Consider the following 22875-nt stretch of genomic DNA (forward strand, 5'->3'; position numbering starts at 1 on the left):
TCGCCCGACGTCTACGCAGTATTGGCTCAGTCATCTTCAAGAGTGAATTATGGAAATCGTTTTCCGCAGGACGCGTATCCGCGCGATCGCTGAGCGGCTGTTGGCTGCTTTTGCCTTATTCGTCGGCGGGCCGACTGTGCACGCTGCTGCCTTGGCTCAACCGAACAGCGTGGCTTTCTGGTACGCCGAGCAACCACCGCTGCCGGAACTGGCGCAGTTCGACTGGGCCGTGGTCGAACCGGGCCACATGACCCCTGGCGATGTGAAAACCTTGCGGGCGTTGGGCAGCCAGCCGTTTGCCTACCTGTCCATCGGTGAGTTTGACGGCAATAAGGCTGAGGTCGAGAAAGCCGGGTTGAGCAACGCGGTTTCCCCTGTGCGCAATCACGCCTGGAACAGCCAGGTGATGGATCTCACGTCGCCGGTCTGGCGCGAGCATCTGTTCGGACGTGCCAAGGCTCTGGAAGCGCAAGGCTATGCGGGTCTGTTCCTCGACACCCTCGACAGTTTCCAACTGATGCCCGAGGCTTCGCGCGAGAACCAGCGCGTCGGCCTGGCCAGCTTGCTGCGTGAGCTGCACAAGCGTCAGCCGAACCTGAAGCTGTTCTTCAACCGTGGTTTCGAAGTGTTGCCTGAGCTGGACGGCGTTGCCGCCGCCGTGGCGGTCGAGTCGATCCATGCCGGTTGGGATGCTTCCACCAAACGCTATCGCCCGGTGTCCGAGTCTGATCGCCAGTGGCTCGAAACCCACCTGCAACCGCTGCGCGCCAAGGGCGTGCCGCTGGTGGCCATCGACTACTTGCCACCCGAGCGTCGTGAGGAGGCGCGCACGCTCGCCAAGCGTCTGCGCGATGAGGGGTTCATTCCCTACATCAGTACCCCGGACCTCAACACCCTGGGCATCAGCAGCATCGAGGTCCAGCCGCGCCGTATCGCGATGATCTACGACCCGCGTGAAGGTGCACTGGAAGATGCCGCTGGCCATAGCAACCTGGGTGGTTTGTTGGAGTACCTCGGTTACCGAGTCGATTACCTGCCCGCCGACAGTGACCTGCCGCTCTACGGTTTCAGTGGCTTGTACGCGGGCGTGGTCACCTGGATGACCAGCGGCCCGCCGCAGGATGCATCGGCGTTCAATCGCTTTATCAATGCCCGTCTGGACGAGCAGGTACCAGTGGTGTTTTTCAGTGGTCTGCCGGTTGAAGACAAGTTGTTGCTCAAGCGCCTGGGCCTCAAGCTGGATGCGCCGCCCGCCACTCAGGTGTTGACCATCACCCACCAGGACAAGGCCCTGCTGGGCGCATTCGAGGCACCGGTGGTGCCTCGCTCCCGTGACCTGGCAGCGGTCTTCGTATTGCCCAACGGCCCAACCCCGGCGTTGTCCTTGAGCGGTGCCAATGGCGCCGTTTTCAACCCGGTGGTGGTCGGTAAATGGGGGGGACTTGCGCTGGCGCCTTACCTGCTCGAAATCAACAACGAGCGTAGCCGCTGGATTCTCGACCCTTTCGCGTTCCTTCAGGCCAGTCTGCGTCTACCGGCGCAACCTCGGCCGGACACCACCACCGAAAATGGCCGGCGCATCGCGACCGTGCATATCGATGGCGACGGATTTCCCTCCCGCGCCGAAGTGCGCGGCACTCCCTATGCAGGTCGTCATACCCTGGACGACTACATCAAGCCCAACCCGTTCCTGACGTCGGTGTCGATCATCGAGGGCGAGATCTCGCCGCGTGGCGCGTTCCCCTTCCTGGCCCGCGAGCTGGAGCCGATTGCCCGCGAGATCTTCGCCAACCCTAAAGTCGAAGTGGCCACGCACACCTACAGCCACCCGTTTTTCATGCAGCCGGATAAGGCCGAGAAGCGCGAAAATTTCAACCCCGAATACGGTTTGAACATGAAAATCGCCGGCTACGAAAAAATCGATTTTCGTCGGGAGATTTTTGGCTCGCGCGATTACATCAATCAGAACCTGACTACGCCACAGAAGCCGGTGAAGATGGTGTTCTGGCCAGGCGATGCGCTGCCATCCGCCAGCACCATCAAGCTGGCCTATGACGCGGGCTTGAAAAACGTCAACGGCGCCGAAACCATCATGACCAAGGCCAACCCGTCCCTGACCGGGTTGAACCCGTTGCTGCGGCCGACGCCTGGGGGGTTGCAGTACTACGCGCCGATCATCAACGAAAACCTCTACACCAACCTGTGGAAAGGCCCGTACTACGGCTTCCGTGAGTTGATCGAGACGTTCGAACTGACCGACAGTCCGCGTCGCCTGCGCGGGCTGCACCTCTACTACCACTTCTATTCCAGCACCAAGCAAGCCTCGATCAAGGCCATGCACGAGATCTACGGCTACTTGCGCGAGCAACAGCCGATGTCGTTATGGATGAGCGACTACGTCGACCGTCTGCATGGTCTTTACCAGTCGAGCCTGGCCCGAACTGCGGACGGCGCCTGGCAGATTCGCGGGATGGACGCTCTGCGTACCGTGCGCCTGGATGCACAAATGGGCTGGCCGGACTTGCTCAAATCCCAAGGTGTCGCGGGTGTACGTGACTTGCCGCAAGGGCGCTATGTGGCCCTGAGCAGCGACAAGGCATTGCTCGCATTGCGTGCGGACAGAGATCCCCGCCCTGCGCTGGAGGAGGCCAACGTGCCGTTGCTCGATTGGCGTTACCTGGACGATCGGCGCGTGAGCTTTTCCTTCGCCGGTCAGTTCGACCTGACCTTCACCGTACGCTCGGCAACCGCCTGCCGCGTGGAAGTCGATGGGCAACGATTCGCAGGCAAGGCCTCGGCTGGCCTTTGGACTTTTCAACTTCCCATGAAGCAGGTGAGTAATGGTCAACTCCTCTGCAACTAAAAGCAGCCGCCTGCTCAACCCATGGGCACTGGCGGTGGTCGCTGTCGCCGTGGGCGGCCTGCTGTGGGCAACCTTCCAGCGTGAAGAAGTGTTCCAGCCCGACGGGCGCGAACCCGACGCCGTGTCGGCCAACTATGCCGAGCTGTTGCTGACGGCGCACCCGGATGACGACCATTTGCGTTTGCAATTGGTCGACTTGCTGATTCGCCTGGGTGACTACACCAAGGCGCGCCAACACGTGGACGCCTGGCCCAAGCCGCAGCCGGAGATCCAGGCCTACTATCGCCTGGAGCTGGACGCGCTGATCGCAGCCAGTGGCAACGACCTGATTGCGCAGCATGCGTTGGTCGAGCGTCTGCAAAGCTTCGATCATCGCAAGCTGCCGGTGGCCCAACTGCAAAGCCTGGCGAAGCTGGCGTTGACCCTGCAGGCGCCGGCGTTTGCCGCCAGTGTGTTCGAAGAGATCGCAGGGCGTGACCCGGCGCAGCGCACCGAGGCGCTCAAATTCGCCGCGCAGTGGTACTTGGCGGGTGAGCAGCCTGCGCACGCGGCAGACATCTATCTGCAACTCGAGCGTGACGCCCAACTACCGGCCGAACGACGGGAGTACGCGCAACTTGCGTTCAACAGCCTGCTCTCGGCCGGCCGTGACGAGCAGGCCGCGCAAGTGCTGGCTGACGAGCTGCCCCGGCTGACGAACCCGCAGACCGACGTGGCGTGGCTGGAGCAAGGCGTGGATATCGCCGTTGCGACCAGGCAGTTCGACCTGGCCCAGCGCGTGCTCCGGCAGTGGCATGACCTGGAGCCTGGCAACCGCAAAATCCTGGTCAAAGAATTCCAGGTGCGCCTGTCTATCAATGATCTGGCGGGTGCGTGGGAAACCGGTCAGGAGCTGGTCATCGATTACCCGGATGACACCGAGTTGCTGGGGCAAATGGCCAAGCTCGGTGAGTGGCGCGGTGATAACGAAGCCGCGCTGGATTACTGGATTCGCTTGCTCAAACTCAAGGAGGACCCGAAAACCCGCGAGCACGCCTGGCGCCTTGCCAGCCTGCAATTCGACTTCGCCCGCTCGATCCCGTTGCTCGCCGACATCATGCATCAGCGTGCGCTCACGGACATCGAGCTGGATGCGTTGATCTACGCTCATGAGTCCCGTGGTACACCGGCTGAAGCCGAGGCATGGCTGCGCACCTACCTGCGCAAGTACCCGGCCCATCGCCTGGCCTGGACACGCTTGCTGCACAACCTGGAAAACACCGGGCAGTTCGCGGCCAAAGGCAAACTCTACAAGGACTATGCAAAACGCTACACGCTGACCACCGCCGAATTGGTCGATTGGGCCAGCACGCAAATGAAGCTGTTTGATGAGCCGGCGGCCTGGGAAGTGGTCAAGTCGGACGACTCCTCCATCGATGACCCGGAATACTGGCGTACCCGTGCGGCGCTCGCCTGGGACCTGGAGCGCGACGAAGACTTGCGCGTCTCCCTGGAAAAACTGCTGTCCCTCAACGGCAAGCTGACCAGTGGCGACGAGAGCCAGTTGATCACCCTGTATCGCACCCGGGACCCGCAGCGTGCCTTGAAGTTGATGGTCGACAGCTGGCACCGCGCCCAGGATCCGCAACGGTTGGTCGAGGCGCTGCAACTGGCCCAGGAGCTGCACGAGTGGGATCAGGTCGTTACCCTGCTGGAAGACGCCAGGCAATACCCGCAGGCCTACGAGCAAGCCCAGGTCCTGGCGGTACGCGGTGCCTTGGCGGTGGAGCAGGGCGATCCCTCCGAGGCCGAGCGTCTCTATCTGCTGGGCTTGTCGCGCTACCCCGATGACAACCTGTTCCGCGAGCGTTTGACCTGGCTGTATGTCGACCAGGCCGACACGGCAAAACTCAAACCCCTGCTGGCCAAATGGCGTGCCTATGCACGGGCAGACCGCCTGCTCTGGCTGCCGTTCGCCAGCGCCAGCCAGCTGTTGGGGCACGATGCCGAGGCGTTGGCCTGGTATCGCATGTACCTCAAGCTCAGCCCGAACGACTGGCTGGTGCAGGCCGCGTATGCCGATGCACTGGACACATCCGGCTACCAGGACGCCGCCCAGCGCCTGCGCTTGAAGTTGCTGCGCAGCCCCGAGGCCGACAACCTGCAACCCTCGTCCCAACGCTATGCGATCTGGCTGCGCTTGATGTCGAGCAGCTACTCGCCGCAGAAGGCCCAGCAAGAATTGCTGAAGTGGAAAGACGGTTCGCCGTCGATGAAACAGCTGTGGTTCGAACGCCTGCTGGCCCGCCTGGATGCGACCAACCAGCAAGCGCAGAAAGACGACTGGCTGGCCTGGGCGCGCACCCAAGGGCTCAAGGTCGACCGTTACGAGCAGATCCAGGAGGCCTTGCGCAGCCGCAATAAAGCCCAGGTCGAAACCCTGTTGGCCAGCAGCGACCTGAACCCGGCGCAGCGCGCACAGGCGCTCAGCCGTTTGGGGCGTACCAACGAGGCACTGGACACCAGCCTGTCCGCACTGGGCGACGACCAGCCGGATTCGGTGAACGAGCAACTGCGTCGCCAGGCGGTGGAGATCCACGAAGCCACCCCGCAAGGCGCATTGCTGTCGTATCAGAAACAGGATTTCGGTGGCTTGTCGTTTGACTCGCCGCGCCTGGAAATCGCCCACAACCTGGGTGACAACTGGTACGCCGATGTCGAGATGGAACACGGCAACTATAAAGGCGACGACGTCATCTCTTCGCGCATCGGCGACGAGAGCAACGCGGCCCTGACCTTGGTGCGCGCGGTGGAAAACGGCAGCTGGAAGCTGTTCGCCGACACCAGCCAACGCAAGGACGACGACCGTAACGGCCTGGGCCTGTCGCGCCTGTGGCAGTTGGGCAACAGCCACCAGATCGAGACCGGCCTGGACTGGCATCGCAAGAGCGACGACAGCGGCCTGATGCGTGCTTTCGGCCAGCAGGACCGCGCCTGGGTCGGCGGCCGTCACGGCCTGACTGCGCGGGATCAGTTGAGCTGGGAAGTGGCGCAGCGCTCGTTCTCGACCCGTGCCGGCGACTCGTTGGGCAGCGGTCATGCGCTGAAGCTGGAGCTTAACCACACGCTGGAATTCGCCGGGCCTAACTGGACGGTGCGCAGTGGTGTGGATTACCAGAAGAACAATGTGAAGGATCGCAACCTGGATTACCTCTCCAGCGACTTCAAAGGCCCGATTCGAGTGCCTGATGTCGCGCCGCCTGAGCCGGGTGACCCGATCGAGTTGCAGACCATCCCGTCGGGCGACCTCCTGCAAAGCCGCTACGGCCAACTCTATGTCGGTACGTCATGGCGTCGCGGCATCCCCGGTGCGCTGGTGCGCAGCAAGCCGCAATACACCTGGCTGGTGGACATGACGGCGGGTTGGCAGTGGACCGACCAAACCTTCAACTACGGCGTCAACACGGGCATTGGTTTCGAAGTGCTGGGTGACGACGAACTGGCCCTCACCTTCGGCTACCAATCTGCGCCACAAGGCGGGGATGGCAAGTCCGGCGGCACACTGGGCATGAGCTACGGCGTGCGTTTCGGGCGCTGATTACAGAATCTACGGGAGAAAAACCTATGCAAGCAATTCGTAACCTGAGCCTGGCCCTGACAGTGCTGTTCGTCGCCGGCTGCTCCAGCTTCACCAGTGAAAACAGCCCTGACCTGCCGCGTAACGCGCAGTGGGGCATCGTGCCGATGATCAACTATTCGCAGACCCCGCAAGCCGGTGAGCGCAGCGAGCAGATCCTGCTCAGCGTACTCAGCAGCCATGGCCTGCAACCGCGTGTTTATCCGACCAGCACCCAGGGTGAGCAGGCGCTGATGGACGACAACGAGCGCCTGACCGGTGCCCTGGAATGGGCACGTGAGCAAAAGCTCGATTACGTCATCGCCGGCAGCGTCGAAGAGTGGCAGTACAAGAACGGCCTGGATGGCGAGCCGGCGGTAGGCATCAGCCTGCGTGTGCTGGACGCCAACAGTGGTCGTGTGCTCTGGAGCAAAAGCGGCGCGCGCGCCGGTTGGTCCCGTGAAAGCCTGGCGGGCAATGCTCAGACGGTAATCGACAAACTGGTTGGCGCCCTTCGATTCGAGTGAACGTAATGAATTCTCCACACATGGATTACAGCCTGGCGCCTCGCGCCAGCGGGCCGGTGTCTTGGCTGGAAACACTCCTGGTAACGGGCTTGGCCATTGGCCTCGGCTTCTGGCTGACTCCCGAAGACCCGTTGCAAATGCACGGTGGTTTCCCCTGGCCAATCCTGGCGCCACTGCTGTTGGGTGTGCGTTACGGTTTTGTGCGCGGCCTGTTCAGCGCCGTGCTGCTGGTGGCGGCGCTGTTTGCCCTGCGCTACACCGGGCATGCAGGTTATACCCAGCTTGAGCCCTCGTTCATCGTCGGTGTGCTGGTGTGCGGGATGCTGGTGGGTGAGGTTCGCGACCTGTGGGTGCGCCGCCTGGAGCGTCTGCAGATGGCTAACGAATACCGTCAGTACCGCCTCGACGAATTCACCCGTGCCCACCAGATCCTGCGGGTGTCCCATGACCTGCTGGAGCAGCGCGTGGCCGGCAGTGACCAGAGCCTGCGCAGCTCGTTGCTGGGCCTGCGTGAAAAACTGCGCGGCATGCCGGTCGAAGGCGACGCATTGAGCGAGCTGGCTGAGCCGATCGTGGCGATGCTCGGCCAATACGGTGCATTGCGCGTGGCAGGTTTGTACCGCGTCGACGACAGCGAGAAAAATCTACTGCCCCAGGCCTTGGCGATGATCGGCGTGATGGGGCCGCTGGAAACCGATGACGGTTTGATCCGGCTATGCCTGGAGCGCGGCGAACTGGTGAGCGTACGCCAGGAACTGATCGACGCCGGTAACGCCGCGCAGTTTTCCGCGCTGCAGGCCTGCATCCCGTTGATCGATGCCGAAGGCCGCTTGCTGGCGATCCTGGCGGTTCGGCAAATGCCGTTCTTTGCGTTCCAGGACCGCACCTTGAGCCTCTTGTCGCTGCTGGCCGGCCACATTGCCGACCTGTTGCGCCGCGATCCGCAAGTGCTGAGCCTGCCCGATGCGCACGCCCAGCAGTTTTCGTTGCAGCTCAAGCGGTCGTTGGTGGACGTGGAACAGCACACATTGCCCGCCGGGTTGTTCGCGTTCGAGATGACGCGCGCCAACGAGGAACTGTCGCGTCTGATGGAGCGCAGCCAACGTGGCCTGGACTTGCACCTGGCGGTGCGCAACAACCGCGAACATCGCCTGCTGCTGGTGCTGTTGCCGTTGACCAGCCCGGAAGGTACCGAAGGCTACCTGGCGCGGATTGGCATGCTGTTGCACGAGCACTTTGGTATCGACACGGACCTGGACAGCCTGGGTGTGCGGGCCATGCCTTTCAACCTGGAGCCTGGCTGTGATCGCAACGGGCTGCGTAACTTCCTTTACAACGAGTGTGGCCTGAATGATCAGCAAGTGGCTGTTTAGCGGCGCCGTGCTGCTGGAGGCGGGCAGTTGGGCCAGTCTGTGGCTCGATGCGCCGCAGATGCACCAACTGCTGGTGTTCACCTTCAGCCATGGCTTGGCCTGCCTGATGCTGTGCGGCGCCGTATGGTTGCTGTTGCCGGCGCGCTACCGGGCGCCTTTGCCGTGGAGCCCACTGTTCATTTTCAGCCTGGCGTTCTTTGTGCCGGTGATCGGCACCCTGGGCGTGGTTGCGTCGATCTTCCCGGCGCTGTACCTGCCGCGTAAACGCGACCAGCAGGCGTGGCGATCGGTGGGGATCCCAAGCCTGCCGTTCCGTGCGCAGGCCCAGACACGCACGCCGATTTTCGCCGATGGCGGTTTGCAGGACGTGCTGCGCCACGCGCCCGATCCCGATCAGCGTCTGGCCGCTTTGCTGGCGACTCGCCGCATGCCTGGCAAGGACGCGGTACCCATCCTCAAGCTGGCCTTGGGTGACCCCAGTGATGACGTGCGTCTCCTGGCGTACTCGATGCTCGACAAGCAGGAAAGTGACATCAACCTGCACATTCAGATGGCGTTGGAACAGTTGGCCGGCGTCAGCCCCCGAACTGCCGGCCCGGTGCACAGCATGCTGGCGCGATGGTATTGGGAATTGGCCTACCTCGGCCTGGCCCAAGGCAGTGTGCTCGAACACGTGCTGAACCAGGCCAGCGAGCATGCCGAGCAAGGTCTGGCGGCCGGTGAGGGCGGTGAGCTGTTGCTGCTGGCCGGCCGTATTGCCCTGGAGCGCGGTGAAAACGAGCGAGCCGAGGCCCTCTTGCACGAGGCTGAGCGAAACGGTCTGGGTGAGGCTCAGTTACTGCCTTTCCATGCCGAGCTGGCGTTTGAAGCGGGTCGCTATCACGAAATCCCCGGGCTGCTCGCCAGGCTGCCGGAAGAAACCCGTCAGCGGCCACCCTTTGCTGAGTTGGTGAGGAGCTGGAATGAATCATAAGGAAGCCACCCCGAAGGCCGACATCTGCCTGCTGCTGGAAGGCACCTGGCCTTACGTGCGCGGCGGCGTATCGAGCTGGATTCACCAGATGATCCTCGGCCTGCCGGAGCTGACTTTTTCGGTGATGTTCATCGGTGGTCAGCGCTCGGCGTACACCTCGCGGCGTTATGAAGTGCCGGTGAACGTGGTGCACATCGAAGAGGTGTTCCTCGAAGACGCGACGCACCCCGCCGATACCCGTGGCACGCCGCGCGATGCCGACCCGCAGCAGTTGGCCGACCTGTATCGCTTTTTGCACCACCCGGACCCGCCCGAGCGGGAGCTGGGTGAGCGCCTGCTCAATTGCATCGCCGAGGGCCATATGACCCTGGATGATGTACTGCGCAGCCGTGCCAGTTGGGAAACCCTCAGCGAAGGCTACCGCCAGCACTGCGCCGACCCGTCTTTCGTCAACTATTTCTGGACCCTGCGTTCGTTGCAGTCGCCGTTGCTGATGCTCGCCGAGGCCTCGCGCAAGATGCCGCCCGCGCGGGTGCTGCACTCGATTTCCACCGGTTACGCCGGGCTGCTGGGCTGCATCCTCAAGCATCGCTGGAAATGCACTTACCTGCTGAGCGAACACGGTATCTATACCAAGGAGCGCAAGATCGATCTGGCCCAGGCCACCTGGATTGCCGAAACCTCCGGGCAGGCGCTCAACCGCAGCCTCGACGGAGGCTCGGGGTATATCCGGACCCTGTGGGTGCGCTACTTCGAACGGATCGGCCAACTGGCCTACAACAGCGCCGACAAGATCATTGCCTTGTATGACGGCAACCGTCAGCGTCAGATCAAGGACGGTGCCGATCCGAGCCGCACGGCGTTGATCGCCAATGGCATCGACCTGTCGCAGTGGGCCCGCGCCATGGAAACCCGTGAGCCGGGCATTGCACCGGTGGTCGGGTTGATCGGGCGCGTGGTGCCGATCAAGGACGTGAAAACGTTCCTGCGTGCCATGCGCGGCGTGATCAGCGCCATGCCGCATGCCGAAGGCTGGATTGTCGGCCCCGAGGAAGAAGACCCGGAATACGTGAGCGAATGCCGCAGCCTGATGGCGAGCCTGGGGCTTGAAGGCAAAGTGCACTTCCTGGGTTTCCAGCGCATCCAGGACATCTTGCCCAAGCTTGGCCTGATGGTGCTGACCTCGATCAGCGAAGCACAACCCTTGGTGATCCTCGAAGCCTGGGCTGCCGGTACGCCGGTCGTCAGCAGCGACGTCGGCTCATGCCGCGAACTGATCGAAGGCGGCAGCGCCGAAGACCGCGACCTGGGCGTGGCGGGCAAGGTGGTGGCGATTGCCGACCCACAGGCGACGTCCGCCGCGATCCTGGAACTGCTGCGCAGCCCCGAGCGCTGGCAGGCTGCACAGGCCGCCGGCTTGCTGCGGGTCAACCGTTACTACACCGAAGCCCTGATGCTGCAGCGCTACCGCGACCTGTACCAGGCCGCCATGGAGAATAGTTAAATGGCCGGTATTGGCTTCGAACTGCGCAAGATCCTCTCGCGCGACTCATACACCGCCACCTTGCACGCCTATGTGTATGCAGGCCTGATCAGCTCCGGCCCGTGGGTGCTGTCGATCATCAGCGTAATGCTGGTGGGCATCATCAGCCTGGGCCTGCTGTTGCCCAACTCATTGGTGGGGCAGTTTCTGGTCACGGTGACGTACCTGATGGCCAGCTCATTGATCCTGACCGGTGGCCTGCAGTTGTTCTTCACCCGCTTCGTGTCCGACCAGTTGTTCGAGCACAACTACGAGCAGATCCTGCCCAACCTGCTGGGCATATTGTTGATGGTGACGGTCGGTGCCGGGGTGCTGGGGGTTATCGTGCTGGCGCTGCTGTTCGATCAACCGCTGGTCTACCGCGTGCTGGTGCTGTCGAACTTCGTGGTGCTGTGCAACCTGTGGCTGGTGATCATCTTTCTCTCGGGGATGAAGAAATACAACCGCATCCTGCTGGTGATGGTGGTGGGTTACTCGCTGATGGTCGCGTGCGCCTACCTGCTGAGCTTCCTGAAGATGTCCGGCCTGTTGCTGGCGCTGTTGATCGGGCACGGCAGCCTGTTGTTCCTGTACCTGTACGACATCCTGCGCGAGTACCGTGCCGAGAAAATGATTGCGTTTGATTTTCTCAATCGTCGCAACGTGTTCCTCAGCCTGCTGGTGACCGGGTTCTTCTACAACTTCGGCATCTGGGTGGACAAAATCCTGTTCTGGTTCAACCCAGGCACTTCCAACGAAGTCATAGGCCCGCTGCGCGCCTCGATCCTGTACGACATGCCGATCTTCATCGCTTACTTGGCGATCATCCCCGGCATGGCCGTGTTCCTGGTGCGTATCGAGACCGACTTTGCCGAGTGGTACGACCGCTTGTTCCGTGCCATCCGCGATGGCGAGACCTTGCAGCACATCGGCTCGCTGAAAACCGAGATGACCCTCTCCATCCGCCAGGGCCTGCTGGAAATCTGCAAAGTCCAAGGCCTGACCGTGGTGCTGCTGTTCCTCTTCGCCCCGCGCCTGCTGGAATGGATCGGCATCTCCAGCTACTACCTGCCACTGTTCTACATCGACTTGATCGGCGTGAGCATCCAGGTGGTCTTCATGGCGTTGCTCAACGTGTTCTTCTACCTCGACAAACGCCGCGTGGTCCTGGAACTGTGCGTACTGTTTGCCGTACTCAACGCAGCCCTGACCCTGCTCAGCATGCACCTGGGGCCCAGTTTCTTCGGCTACGGGTTTACGTTGTCGTTGCTGGTGTGCGTACTGCTGGGGCTGGCGCGGTTGTCGTCGGCGCTGGAAGACCTGGAGTATGAGACGTTTATGTTGGCGCGGTGATGGGGTTGCAGGTGGTGTGAGAAAGGCACTTGGCGTTCGCGGCAAGTGCCTTTTTTGTTGGGGGCTGAATGGGGCTTTATAGAGAGCGATAACGAACCTCGCCACAAGTTGGACTGCACCATGGCGAGGACAGGCCTTTTCAGTGAGGTCTACTGCGCGCTATTGCCGGGTGACTCCAACACCTTCACCACATCATCAATCACCGCCTTGCTCATCTCCTGCAAATAATGCGAAGCCCAGGCATAACGGTCCGTCTCCCGCGTCATCGCCGCCTCTTCTGCGAGCAGCTTGGCGACATGGAGCAGGTCGGAAACGTGGTGCAAGGCTTCATGCAGGGAAACACCGCTATTGACGCGGAACAGAGGTTGGTCGGAGTGAAAGGAGAAGGGGGTGACGCCGAGGGTGGTTAACGCAGACGGACTTGTAGCGGTCATTGGTAAAACTCCCATATCTGGTGAGAGCTACCACGTTCGTTCTCAGGCGAATGGGTGGCAGCTGTGCGCAGGCTGAGAAACCGGAGATACAGGAACCCGGCAGACCCGAAGGTCTCCCACGCACAGCCGCCATTGCACGAAATGGTGGGCGAAAAAAAAACGCCTGCAAATCGGGTTTTGGGGGCGCTTGGTGCGCCTGCATCTTGCGGGGTTCTCAGGCCCGATCGCTGAATTGGCAGCGATGGAACGGAGGGTAGCGTGGTGGGACGTGGGGAGCAATCAGGAATATTGATGGGATGATTTTCAGGCCTTCATTAGGGTGTGTAGGTTGCTACTGAAATTATTGTTTTTATGGCTGGGTCATAATTATTGCCAGTTCATAATTTGGAATAAACGTAGAGATCGGGGGGGGGTACAGAGGAAGGCGTTCAGCGCTCAGGGGAGGTCTGTTTTTTTCTACTGAGCATGGGGACCTGTGGGGGGAGAGGGTCCGTGTGGTGTTGGTGGGGGGGGCGCCGAATGAAGCTAAACAGGTTGTCCGTTTCCATCAGTTGGCTGACAGCGGGAGATTGGATGTCACCACCGTAGGATCGCTTTTCGAAGGGACTATAGGTTCAGATGGTTTTTGTGAGGCAGGGGATTTGTTGGAGGTTGCGATGAAGGCCGGCCGTTAGCTAACTGACGGGGCAAACAAAAAGAAGGGAGGTTTGGGGGTAATGCGGGCTGTGTTTTTTTGAGTTTGGGCGTTTTGTGGACGTTTTCCCGAAAACCGCAGTGTAGATTTTCAGTGTTTTCCAGGCCCCAGAAACCACAAAGCCCTGCGTTGTGGGGCTTCGAGATATGGTGCGGCACCAGGAGTCGAACTGTTTATTTTGTCTAATTAAATCAAACAGATAAAAAATTTTGCATAACACATTATCCCTAATTCTACCCTTAAGGTTGATTAGAGTCTGGCAGACGCTGAGTGGGGGCGAAAATTACGAGTGTCAGAAATTTCTTTCACCCTCCCAATGAGTAAGGAGCGTTGGAACAAATACTTCGGCCGTAGTATCATTTTGCCTTTGTTGGCTAAAATTTGAACAATGCGCTGTATACATGGCCTCGACTGGTGAAATGTTGAGGGGGTATATATAGATTCGACAGTCTGGAAGTTGGGTGTGAGAAATGGAGAATTATACTCGTGCTGTACTCACATTGGATGATACAGAGTTAGAGCTCTTTGTAAGAGACTGGGTTTCAAATAAGTTGGAAACTTATGTGGAAGTATGTCGGTTTTCAGGAGCAAAGGACCTTGGCAGGGATGTTGTAGGGTTTTTGACACCTGAGAAGCATGAAGGAGCCTGGGAAAACTATCAATGCAAGCAGTATGGGAAGCGCCTTCCAACGGATACTGCAATTTGCGAACTTGGAAAAATTTTATATTACTCATGGCAGGGAGACTTCACCCCGCCAACGAAGTATTTCTTCGTGGCCCCCAAAGGCTTGAACAGAAACTTAGAAACATTGATATTTAATCCTAGCAAATTGAAGTCCAAGCTGATTGATGAATGGGATAAATTCTGTCGGTATAAGATAATTGAGAATGGAGATATTCCGCTGACGGATGATTTGCTGGATGTTTTGGAGAGGTTCAATTACTCGAATGTTACGCGTATAGCACTAGAGGATATGCTTTCAGATCCGGCAGCAAAAAAAGTTCTTTATAAATATTTTGGCGCTGATCCTGGGAGTTCACCTAAAGGAATTGTGCCAATAGCTATTTTAGAGTCTGAATCTGAGTATATAAAGCAGCTTGTCGGCGCATACGCTGAAAAGGAATGTGTGGTTTTCAATAATCATGAAGATTTAGAGCTTTATCCTCAGTATCAAAAAAACCTAACGCTACAGCGAGAACGGTTTTTCGATGCGGACGCATTTAAGCGTTACTATCGAGATAATACCGACCCCACTGTTATTGATAGTTTTGAAGAGGACGTTTTTCACGGTGTCGTAGATGTTTTTGAGTCACCACATAAGAGTGGAATGGAAAAAATCCAATCTGTGATGACTCAGGCGGCTGCGACCCAAACTTCAGGGGCCACTGCAAAATACGCGAGAGTGCCAGTGAAGCAAGGTATTTGCCACCACTTCGTAAATGATGGGAAATTCAAATGGATAAGTTGAATGACTCCGGCGCACGTTCTCTATTTAATAGCCCGATTGAAACAGGGGTTAGATCATTAGTTATTTTGAATGCAACCTACCCATCTGCTCATGATATAAATGAGTTGGTTTGGTTTGATCACTTGGTTGTCCATAGTGCTGATGTAGGCGGCCCTCCGAGTATCCATCCTAAACTTCCGCAACGGAGCGGGGAAATCCTAGTGCGTCGGGAACTCGTTCAAAATGGTTTGAATTTAATGCAGAAGTTTGGACTGATCGCAGTCGTTCCATCGACTAGCGGGATATGTTACCAAGCTACAGAGAGTGCTTATCCGCTGGTGCAGTTACTGTCCTCGGAATATTCAAAAAATCTTAAAGATAGGGCGCAATGGCTTGCTGATACGGTGGCGAACTTATCTAAGGTTGACTTAAGAGATATAATAAATTCAAAGATAGGTAATTGGGCAGTTGAGTTTCAGAGCGACCTTTTCATGGAGTTAGATGACAATGGACTATAAAGGAATAATAATCAAAAGTCTGGAATTTGTCGGTGTTCAAGTTGTGCCAGTGAGGCTTAGTTTTGGAGCAGGCCTGAATCTCGTTTACGGAGCTTCCAACACAGGAAAGTCGTTTGCGTTAAAAGCAATAGATTTCATGCTTGGAGGAGGGGATAGCTTACCTGATCTTCCGGAGAGAAGTGATTACGATACAATCTTGATGGGAATAGAGTTACGTGGTGTAGGAAAGTACACAATACTACGTTCGTTATCAGGTGGTGCTTATAAGTTTTTCGACGGACTGCATGATTTTTCGCAGCTTCCGGAAACCTGTAAAGTTCTCCAACCTACTCAGAGAAGTAGAAATAAGGAGAGCCTTCCTGGTTTTCTTTTGGAGTATCTGGAGCTTTCCGGTAAACAGCTGGCAAAAAACCAATCTGGAGAAAAGGAGAACTTGAGTTTTCGAGAGCTTATGCCATATGTCCTAGTGGACGAAACGAGCATTCAAGCTGAGCGATCACCTGTGGAGACTGATCTTGGACCGGTAACAAGGCCGAAGGAGCGTAGCGTCTTTAGAGCATTATTAACCGGTGCTGATGATAAATCAATTATCCCTGTCCTTGATTCGACACGATTCAATGCGTCGAGGTCGACGAAAATTGAAGTAATACAAAGTCTGCTGAAAGATATTGAGTCGCGGCTAGATGCTGATTATCCAGATGTTTCTGACTTATATGCTCAGAAAGACAGGCTTGATGCTAGTTTAGACAAAATCAAGCTTCAGATGCAATCGTATAGGTCACTATCAACAGAGTTGCTTTCAGAAAAAAGAACTCTGTCGCAAACATTATCTCAGTCTTCAGAGCGGGCAGAGGATATCCGCCTGCACCTGCAGAGATTTTATCAGCTGAACAGTATTTATGATTCAGATATAGCTAGGCTGACTTCTATTGAAGAAGCCAGTTTTCTGTTGACGCTAGAGGAAGTAGAGTGTTCTGTTTGTGGTGCTCCTCCCGAAGCGCAAAGTATGAAGACCCAATTGCAGCAAGTGAAAAATGAACAGCAATCGGCATTGATAGAAATTCAGAAAATAAAAACATTGCAATCTGAACTCGAGTCGACTATCGGGGCTCTTCGTGTTGAGTTGTATAGGATAGAAGAAGGTATCCCTACAGTTGAAGAACGAATTATAGAAATAGAGAGAATTCTAGCCGTCCAATTACCTGAGATGGGCGAGCATCAATTGTCACTTAATGAAATCCTCACTAAAAAAGACCAAGTTATGAGAGGGGTTTCATTGTTAGATCAGAAGAGTAGTTACCTTCTAAAAATAAAGGAGTTTGAAGCACTTAAAGCGCCTACTAAAGCGGATCGTCCCAATCTTTCGGTTCCTGGTGATGTCGTTCATGAGTTTTGTAAGGTTATCTCCCTAGTGTTGAAAGAGTGGGGTTTTCCTGGCGAGCACTTGGTTAGCTTCGATAAAGATAAATACGAAATAATAATTGATGGCAAATTGCGAGTGGATAACGGAAAGGGGGTTCGTGCAATCACGCATGCCGCTTTCAAGGTTGCGCTTTTACTGTATTGCAGGGAGCATAATCTTCCACACCCAGGATTTGTGATTCTGGATTCGCCGTTGTTAACCTATCGGGATCCTCTGAAGAACCCAAGTCGTGGAGAGTTAAGTGATGACGAGATTAAACTGGCTAAGACATCTGTAAAGGCAAATTTCTTCGAGCATCTTTCTAGAATAAGCGATTTGGGCCAATTTATAATTTTGGAAAATATTGATCCTCCATATGGTATAGAGGATATTGCTAAAGTAGAAGTTTTCTATGGTAGTTCAGGTGGCGGTCGTTATGGGCTATTTCCTATGCTGCCTCAGACATAAGTTGTACAGTTCTTATTTTTTATCGTAATGATCTCGGCTGACTACTGGTAAAATTAGTTGCCAGCCGAGTATTTTTATAATGTGTTTTGGTGTTAGGTTTTTAACATAAAATCAGCCAGTCGTTGAGTAAAGCCCTTTGATGTCTCTTCAGTAATTGGTGCGCTACTATTTGAAGGTTCGCTAATCAATATTTCGATATTTCCAATTTCATCGCGCAACTCACTAATTTTGCTTTGTAATTCGATGTAGTGCGAATTTATTTTTTCGGTTACTAAAGTTTCTGCGTGTCGTCTAAATATGTAAAATATGACCAATATCGAAATTATTGTTACTAGAAGAAGTATTATTTCTTTTATATTGTCTTGTTTGGGGTGATCTTCCAGTTCGATGGGGCCCTTCCCTTTGTTATCGATATACTGGATTCTGTAAGAGATAGGAAGTTTGGAGTACATCGTAAATTTTATTTTTGCGTCCTTCGATAGCCTATCTAAGAAGATTTTTATATCGTTTCCGTTCGTTTCTGACTTACTGATTTCTTCATCGCTCGTGACCTCATATTTAGGAGGGGTAGAGTCAAATGAAATTACCAGTTTCATTTTTTCCGAGGCGCTAATGCCGCGGTTGGAAATGGTGATGACTCCTATGTAGCCTTCTTGACCGGTTAGTGAGTTTAAGTTGCTGGAATCTTTGGTTGCGAAAATTTTAGCATCACTATAAAGATTTGATACGCTTTCGCTTAAAGCAAGTCCAAAAAAACCGACGATGAAACTTAGTACCGAGATAACTAACGTGAACTTTTCTCCTGGTGACATCCTGGATGTGATTGAAGGCATTTAAAAGCCCTCCTTGTTTAGATCAATAACTACGTCTGACAGGGAGATATTTTCATTGTTTGTGAATTCTATATATTGTAGTTCTGGAGTTCGTGATATTGCCTCGGCAATCGTAGGTCGTATTGTATGGTTAAGGCTTGGAAAAATCCCCGAACTGGTGTGGTCATTAATTAGAAACATCGGATGGTTATAGGTTTTCTGGTTGTCGCCTGATACGTGTGCAATGGCTAGGCTGAGTATTAGTTTTGATATGCGTTCCATTCCATGCGAACTTTTTCTTTCTATGATTAATTGTTCTATTGTTGAGAAATCTTGATCGTTGATATCCGCCAAACTCATAAGATTTAAGTAGGAGTGCTCAAACTCAGAAAGTTTTTTAGTTAGTTGGCTGTTTGATTTTGTTTTAAATTCTTCGAGTTTCATGGTGACGTTGAATAAGAGGTCTTCTTTGCTTCTGTGCTCTTCGAAGAAGTTTTGTTTTGTATTTCCAATTATTAATTCAAGGTCGCTTGTGTTTTGGTTTTTGCTATCTTCAATTAGTTTCTTTGTAAATGCATTTACTGCATTTTCTATCTGTCTGTTTTTTAGAACTTCACTGCCAAGTGTGGTGATGTCTTTTTCTACACTTGCGAGCATTGAAATATTAAATCCACAAATTAAGCGGACGGCATCCCAGTTGGCTTTTCTGTTAATCTGGAAAGCCTCGGGCAGGAAGCAAAAGTCTAATATTTTTAACGATGACTCTAAGGCGCTTTCGTATAGAAAGTTTGGCTCTAAGATCGCATTGAAAAAATTATTTAGCTCTGGGGAAAGTGCCCTGTATCGTTCAACTTTATCATTAGTTGAGATGGTTAATGCCGGGCTATCATTCTCCCGGGAGAAGGTCATGGCTTGATTTTTGACGCTTATTGAGATCTCAACTTGATTGATGTTTTTGTGTTTCAGCTCTTTGGTTAAGCCAAGGACATATCTCATGCAGTTGAATATCGTGGTTTTTCCTGTGTCGCTATTTCCTATTATGTAGTTCGCACCTTCTTTAAATAATATCTCAATGTTATCGATTCTGATTTTTGTGAATTTTATTGGGTTCACCAAGCTCTTCCTTTTTCGAGGTTTGCGATAGTTTTGTAGGTGAGTACTGGTTGTGTCTGGAGTCCGCTCTGCTTATCTCTAATTGGTTCTCGTTGTTTGGTTTGTGCTAACGATTCACGTGTTGAATATTTCTAATGTGGAGCTCTGCATTGACCGTAGGTGGAGATAGTTCTGTTAAAAAGCACCAGTTTTTTCCAAGTCGTTTCGCTATCAGGTTTATTGTTAACTTATACCGATATCGTGTTACCTCCGCTTTGTTTTTTTTGTGGTGCTCAATAAACCACAACAAATGTTTTCGCTTCCAGTTCCATGGGTTGTCAAGATGCCAGCGCTTCGAGATTGCTTCATGGATAAGCTTTGCCTGACGTACATGGCGCTGGCGAGTCGCATTCGATCCGGTAAGCACCCCGGTTAGGAAAATTTCGATGTTGAATGATTTGCTCATACTTGGCCACCGATGTAAGCCGATACCACGTCGATGCGTCCGTGTCCAAGTTCGTAGCTGATTTGTGCTCGAGCCTCTTGATCGACCTGTCGGTTGAACTGGTAGCACCTGCCTCCGGAGATCGGTGCCCGGTGATGTGTGATTTGTTTATAGCGATCGCACGCATACGCTGCCCGTAACTCGTGGAAGCCTTTGAGGCATTGCTGATGGAGGATGTCTCTTGCGGGGCGGACGACTTGCTGTTGGAAGTCGAGATAGCTTTCGGTTGGCGCAAGCAGGTTGCGGCTATCATTGGGTGAAACCAAGTCTGCGAACCTGATCGCATCTCGGATATGCTCGTCCACCATGATCCAGCGAGGTGCTGTTGCACCGCAGCGGCCACCTTTGGTGCCGTCCTGGATGTTGATCTTGCCGTATTGTTCGGCTTCACGTTTTAAGCGCGGAAGGTCGGCCAAAATGGCCTCGCGCAAGCGCATCCCAGTGGCTCGTGCCAGGTGCACAATCGCTGCGGCGCGTGGATGCTGCTCGCAAAGCGCGTTGAAGATCCGCATTACTTGTTCGCGTTCTTGGCCTTGCGGGGCTGTTGTACGGACCGTAGTGCGCTGCATTCCCAGTGCCTTGCTCGGGCTCGGCACTTTCACATACCGATCACCGCGAAGTGCCGCCATCGTTCGGTTCACGCTGGACAGTCGGTTTTGCGCGGTGGCGATGGCGAGCTCGCCTTGTTCAACTCGGTGACGCAGATGTATCGCGTAGTTCAGCAAGGTCTGCCGATCAATTTTTCGCGCATCGTTAAACCCAGGACCATCCTCCGAGCGACACCAGCGTACAAACGCCTGCCAGCGATCACTGTGCGCTTTGACCGTGCCGTAATGGCCGCCGCCAAAAAGATCAAGCAATGCTTGTGTCCCGGCATAGCTCAACTGCCGGCCATATCCAAAATTTCGCCCATCCCGTCTGCCTACCAATGCCATGATCAAACTCCTCTCGAAGCCAAAATCTTTGAAACCTTCCCCACGTCATCCCGCCAAGAATGTTGAGTGTTATCAGGGATCAAGGCCCCTGCGGCCTGTGAGGGTTGTCCACTGACGCGGGACTGGCGGCTCTTTACGACCGGGAGCTTGGGCATCTCATGATCTGGCCTCCTGAACACTTCCGAGGAAGTGGGCGGGTGGGGGCTGCACTGGCTGACGAGACCAATGCCGCGAGAACCTGAGTCGGGTGAAGGCAGTGATGCTATGACCGGGGCATGCCTGACTGTCAGTCAGGTGCAGTCCATTCCCTGGGCTGCGGCACCATCATCTGCATCGCTGTTGCTGGTGACTTCGGTGTTTGTCACGCCGATTGTCACGAGGGGGAATGCCGCAAAGCCTTGTACGAGTTGGGCTGCAGCAGCGATAGGAGCGCCCGTCTCTTTCCGGGAGAAAGAGACGGGCGCAGGTTGGCGCAAGGAAATGGCCACACGGATAGGTTGCTGCAGGGCAGCTGGTAGGGGATGTATTTGCCGCAATGGCAATGATCTGAAGTAGGCATCCATCACTCGGTGAGTGACCGTGCGAGCCGCCGGACGCTAATCGCACTTTGGGAGAACCACCACGGTGTGGCGTAGCCTTAAAGGTTCTGGCTACCTGGGGTTGCTGTCAACGACAGCGCTTTGCCCGATCTTTCTACGCCTGTGGATAATTCGGGTCAAGGCTCGAATTTTTGGGAGTTCTGCGGCTGTGGATGAAATTATCCACCGGTGGAAATCTGTGGTTTTCCACAGACAGTTGCGTGGGCTTTAGATTTTTTAAGTGAGGTCCATCCAAACAGGGCGGCTTTGCAGCCCTGTTTGGATGGACCCGCGTGGACAAGCGGATCACTGAGATATGAGGACCGAGCGCTTACTCGGTTGCGCCACGTTTTGCTTTTAGGCGAGTGACGTTCGCTCCTGTCTGGTTCGCGAATTCGTGTGGAGTGACATGCTCCTGCCGGTTGGTCTCCAGGTACCGGCTCCACCAGTTCATGATCAGCCTGCGCTCCTCGATGAACTCGGCCTTGTGGATGTAAGCGGCGCGGACGTTGTTGCGCTCCTTGTGGCTCATCTGCCGTTCAATGGCTGTCTCCGACCACAATCCTGACTCGATCAGTGCGCTGCAGGCCATCGAACGAAATCCATGCCCGCAGATATCGGTTTTGGTGTCGTATCCCATCGTCCGAAGCGCGTTGTTCACGGTATTTTCGGACATGGGCTTCCAGGGTTTGGCATCCCCTGCGAAGACCAATGCGAATTTGCCTGTGAGTGCATGGATTTTTTCGAGTAGCGCCACTGCTTGCGGCGATAAGGGTACTAAATGGATATCCCCGGCCATCTTCGTACCCCTTGTGGAAAAGGGTACTCCCTCCAGCGCTGGCCGAGTGTCTGGGATTTCCCAGGTGCCGCGCTTGAGGTCGAACTCGCTCCAGCGTGCGAAACGCAGCTCGCTGGAGCGTACAAACACATGCAGCGACAGCATCACTGTCAGGCGGGTAAGTGCCCGGCCTTTATAGGTGTCGATCCGCTCCTGCAGTTCCGGCAGTCGCGATAAAGGTAGAGCGGGGCGATGTACCACCCGTGGGGCTTTGATCGAGCCTTCGAGATCGTAAGCAGGGTTTATGGTGATAAGCCGGAGGCGCTTTGCCTCGCGCATGATGCTCTGCAGGTAGTTTTGTACCCTTAAAGCAACGTCGATCGTTCCGCGCTTCTTGATCGCTTCCAAGGGCTGCATGAGGTCATGGGTGTCGAGGTCGACAATGGCGCGGGCGCCGATCAGCGGGAACACGTGGGTTTTGAGGCGACTCATTACAGTCTTGGAGTGGCCTGGTGCCCACTTGGCCGACATTTCCGTGTGCCAGTCCAGCGCAACGCTTTCAAAGGTTCTGCCTTTGATCACGGCTTCCGCCTTGGCTTGGTGCTTGGTCTCTATGGGGTCAATGCCATCCGCCAGCATTCGCTTAACTTCCAAGCGCTTGCGGCGCGCATCGGCGAGGCCAATGACGGGGTAGTTGCCGAACGAGGTCAGTCCTTCGCGTCCGTCAGGTTTGACGTAACGGAGCCGCCAGCCTTTGCGGCCATTGGGTTGGACTAGGAGATAGAGGCCATCGCCGTCGAAAAGCTTGTAGGCGCGGTCTGTAGGTTTTGCCAAGCGGCAAGCTGCGTCGGAGAGCGGAGCTGTGGTGCGCGACATAAGGGTACTCCCTTTTATCGAAGTGACCTGTATCCCAAACTCTACCCTTAAAACGGTTGGAATCCACCAGTTTCTGACGGAAACCGATGGAACGCCAAAACGAAAAAACCCGCCAGAAGGCGGGTTTTT

Annotated in this window: 15 protein-coding genes; 10 read left to right on the forward strand and 5 right to left on the reverse strand. The window is 55.3% G+C overall.

The window, feature by feature from the left end; all coding sequences use genetic code 11:
- Positions 1-49 precede the first annotated feature (49 nt).
- From K5K89_RS02330 to pelG, 7 genes are read left to right on the forward strand one after another with little or no spacing between them, the layout of a single operon-like run.
- On the forward strand, positions 50-2863 hold the full coding sequence (locus K5K89_RS02330) for a bifunctional glycoside hydrolase 114/ polysaccharide deacetylase family protein (protein WP_222540787.1): 2814 nt from the start codon (positions 50-52) through the stop codon (positions 2861-2863).
- Entirely contained in the window at positions 2841-6440 is a 3600-nt protein-coding gene (locus K5K89_RS02335; protein ID WP_222540788.1) for a tetratricopeptide repeat protein, read from the forward strand. The genes K5K89_RS02330 and K5K89_RS02335 overlap by 23 nt, the downstream gene beginning before the upstream one ends.
- Before the next feature lie 26 nt (positions 6441-6466).
- Positions 6467-6985, forward strand: a complete 519-nt coding sequence (locus tag K5K89_RS02340) for a penicillin-binding protein activator LpoB (RefSeq protein ID WP_071492458.1) — start codon at positions 6467-6469, stop codon at positions 6983-6985.
- A 5-nt stretch (positions 6986-6990) separates the two neighbouring features.
- Positions 6991-8358: a PelD GGDEF domain-containing protein gene (locus tag K5K89_RS02345; RefSeq protein WP_071492457.1), complete on the forward strand. Its 1368-nt coding sequence runs from the start codon at positions 6991-6993 to the stop codon at positions 8356-8358.
- On the forward strand, positions 8336-9331 hold the full coding sequence (locus K5K89_RS02350) for a HEAT repeat domain-containing protein (RefSeq protein WP_071492456.1): 996 nt from the start codon (positions 8336-8338) through the stop codon (positions 9329-9331). Before K5K89_RS02345 ends, K5K89_RS02350 begins: the two co-directional genes overlap by 23 nt.
- A complete protein-coding gene (pelF, locus tag K5K89_RS02355) occupies positions 9321-10835 on the forward strand; it encodes a GT4 family glycosyltransferase PelF (RefSeq protein WP_222540789.1) in 1515 nt (504 codons plus the stop codon). The genes K5K89_RS02350 and pelF overlap by 11 nt, the downstream gene beginning before the upstream one ends.
- Complete coding sequence (gene pelG / locus K5K89_RS02360; protein ID WP_222540790.1) at positions 10836-12206, forward strand: exopolysaccharide Pel transporter PelG; 1371 nt, start codon at positions 10836-10838, stop codon at positions 12204-12206.
- 149 nt (positions 12207-12355) lie between these two features.
- Here pelG and K5K89_RS02365 read toward each other — a convergent pair whose 3' ends face one another.
- Complete coding sequence (locus K5K89_RS02365) at positions 12356-12640, reverse strand: DUF3077 domain-containing protein (RefSeq protein WP_092248453.1); 285 nt, start codon at positions 12638-12640, stop codon at positions 12356-12358.
- 1164 nt (positions 12641-13804) lie between these two features.
- Between K5K89_RS02365 and K5K89_RS02370 the strand changes: the two genes are divergently transcribed.
- From K5K89_RS02370 to K5K89_RS02380, 3 genes are read left to right on the forward strand one after another with little or no spacing between them, the layout of a single operon-like run.
- Entirely contained in the window at positions 13805-14803 is a 999-nt protein-coding gene (locus K5K89_RS02370; RefSeq protein WP_177009287.1) for an ABC-three component system protein, read from the forward strand.
- Entirely contained in the window at positions 14791-15300 is a 510-nt protein-coding gene (locus K5K89_RS02375; protein WP_177009286.1) for an ABC-three component system middle component 2, read from the forward strand. The genes K5K89_RS02370 and K5K89_RS02375 overlap by 13 nt, the downstream gene beginning before the upstream one ends.
- Positions 15284-17170, forward strand: a complete 1887-nt coding sequence (locus K5K89_RS02380; RefSeq protein ID WP_222540791.1) for a hypothetical protein — start codon at positions 15284-15286, stop codon at positions 17168-17170. Before K5K89_RS02375 ends, K5K89_RS02380 begins: the two co-directional genes overlap by 17 nt.
- A gap of 92 nt (positions 17171-17262) precedes the next feature.
- Here the strand turns inward: K5K89_RS02380 and K5K89_RS02385 are convergent, their stop codons facing one another.
- From K5K89_RS02385 to K5K89_RS02400, 4 genes are all read right to left on the reverse strand, one after another.
- Positions 17263-18003 carry a hypothetical protein gene (locus tag K5K89_RS02385; RefSeq protein ID WP_222540792.1) on the reverse strand — a complete coding sequence of 247 codons (741 nt, stop codon included), beginning with the start codon at positions 18001-18003 and terminating at the stop codon, positions 17263-17265.
- Positions 18004-19095 (reverse strand): ATP-binding protein, encoded by a 1092-nt coding sequence (locus tag K5K89_RS02390; RefSeq protein ID WP_222540793.1) that lies wholly within the window; start codon positions 19093-19095, stop codon positions 18004-18006.
- Between the two features lie 441 nt (positions 19096-19536).
- Entirely contained in the window at positions 19537-20514 is a 978-nt protein-coding gene (locus K5K89_RS02395; RefSeq protein ID WP_222540794.1) for an integrase domain-containing protein, read from the reverse strand.
- A 909-nt stretch (positions 20515-21423) separates the two neighbouring features.
- The gene (locus tag K5K89_RS02400; protein ID WP_222540795.1) at positions 21424-22746 is read right to left on the reverse strand and encodes a tyrosine-type recombinase/integrase; all 1323 of its coding nucleotides are present in this window, start codon (positions 22744-22746) and stop codon (positions 21424-21426) included.
- Between the last annotated feature and the right edge of the window lie 129 nt (positions 22747-22875).

Source organism: Pseudomonas sp. DR208, from assembly GCF_019823005.1.
GTDB classification, from domain to species: domain Bacteria; phylum Pseudomonadota; class Gammaproteobacteria; order Pseudomonadales; family Pseudomonadaceae; genus Aquipseudomonas; species Aquipseudomonas extremorientalis.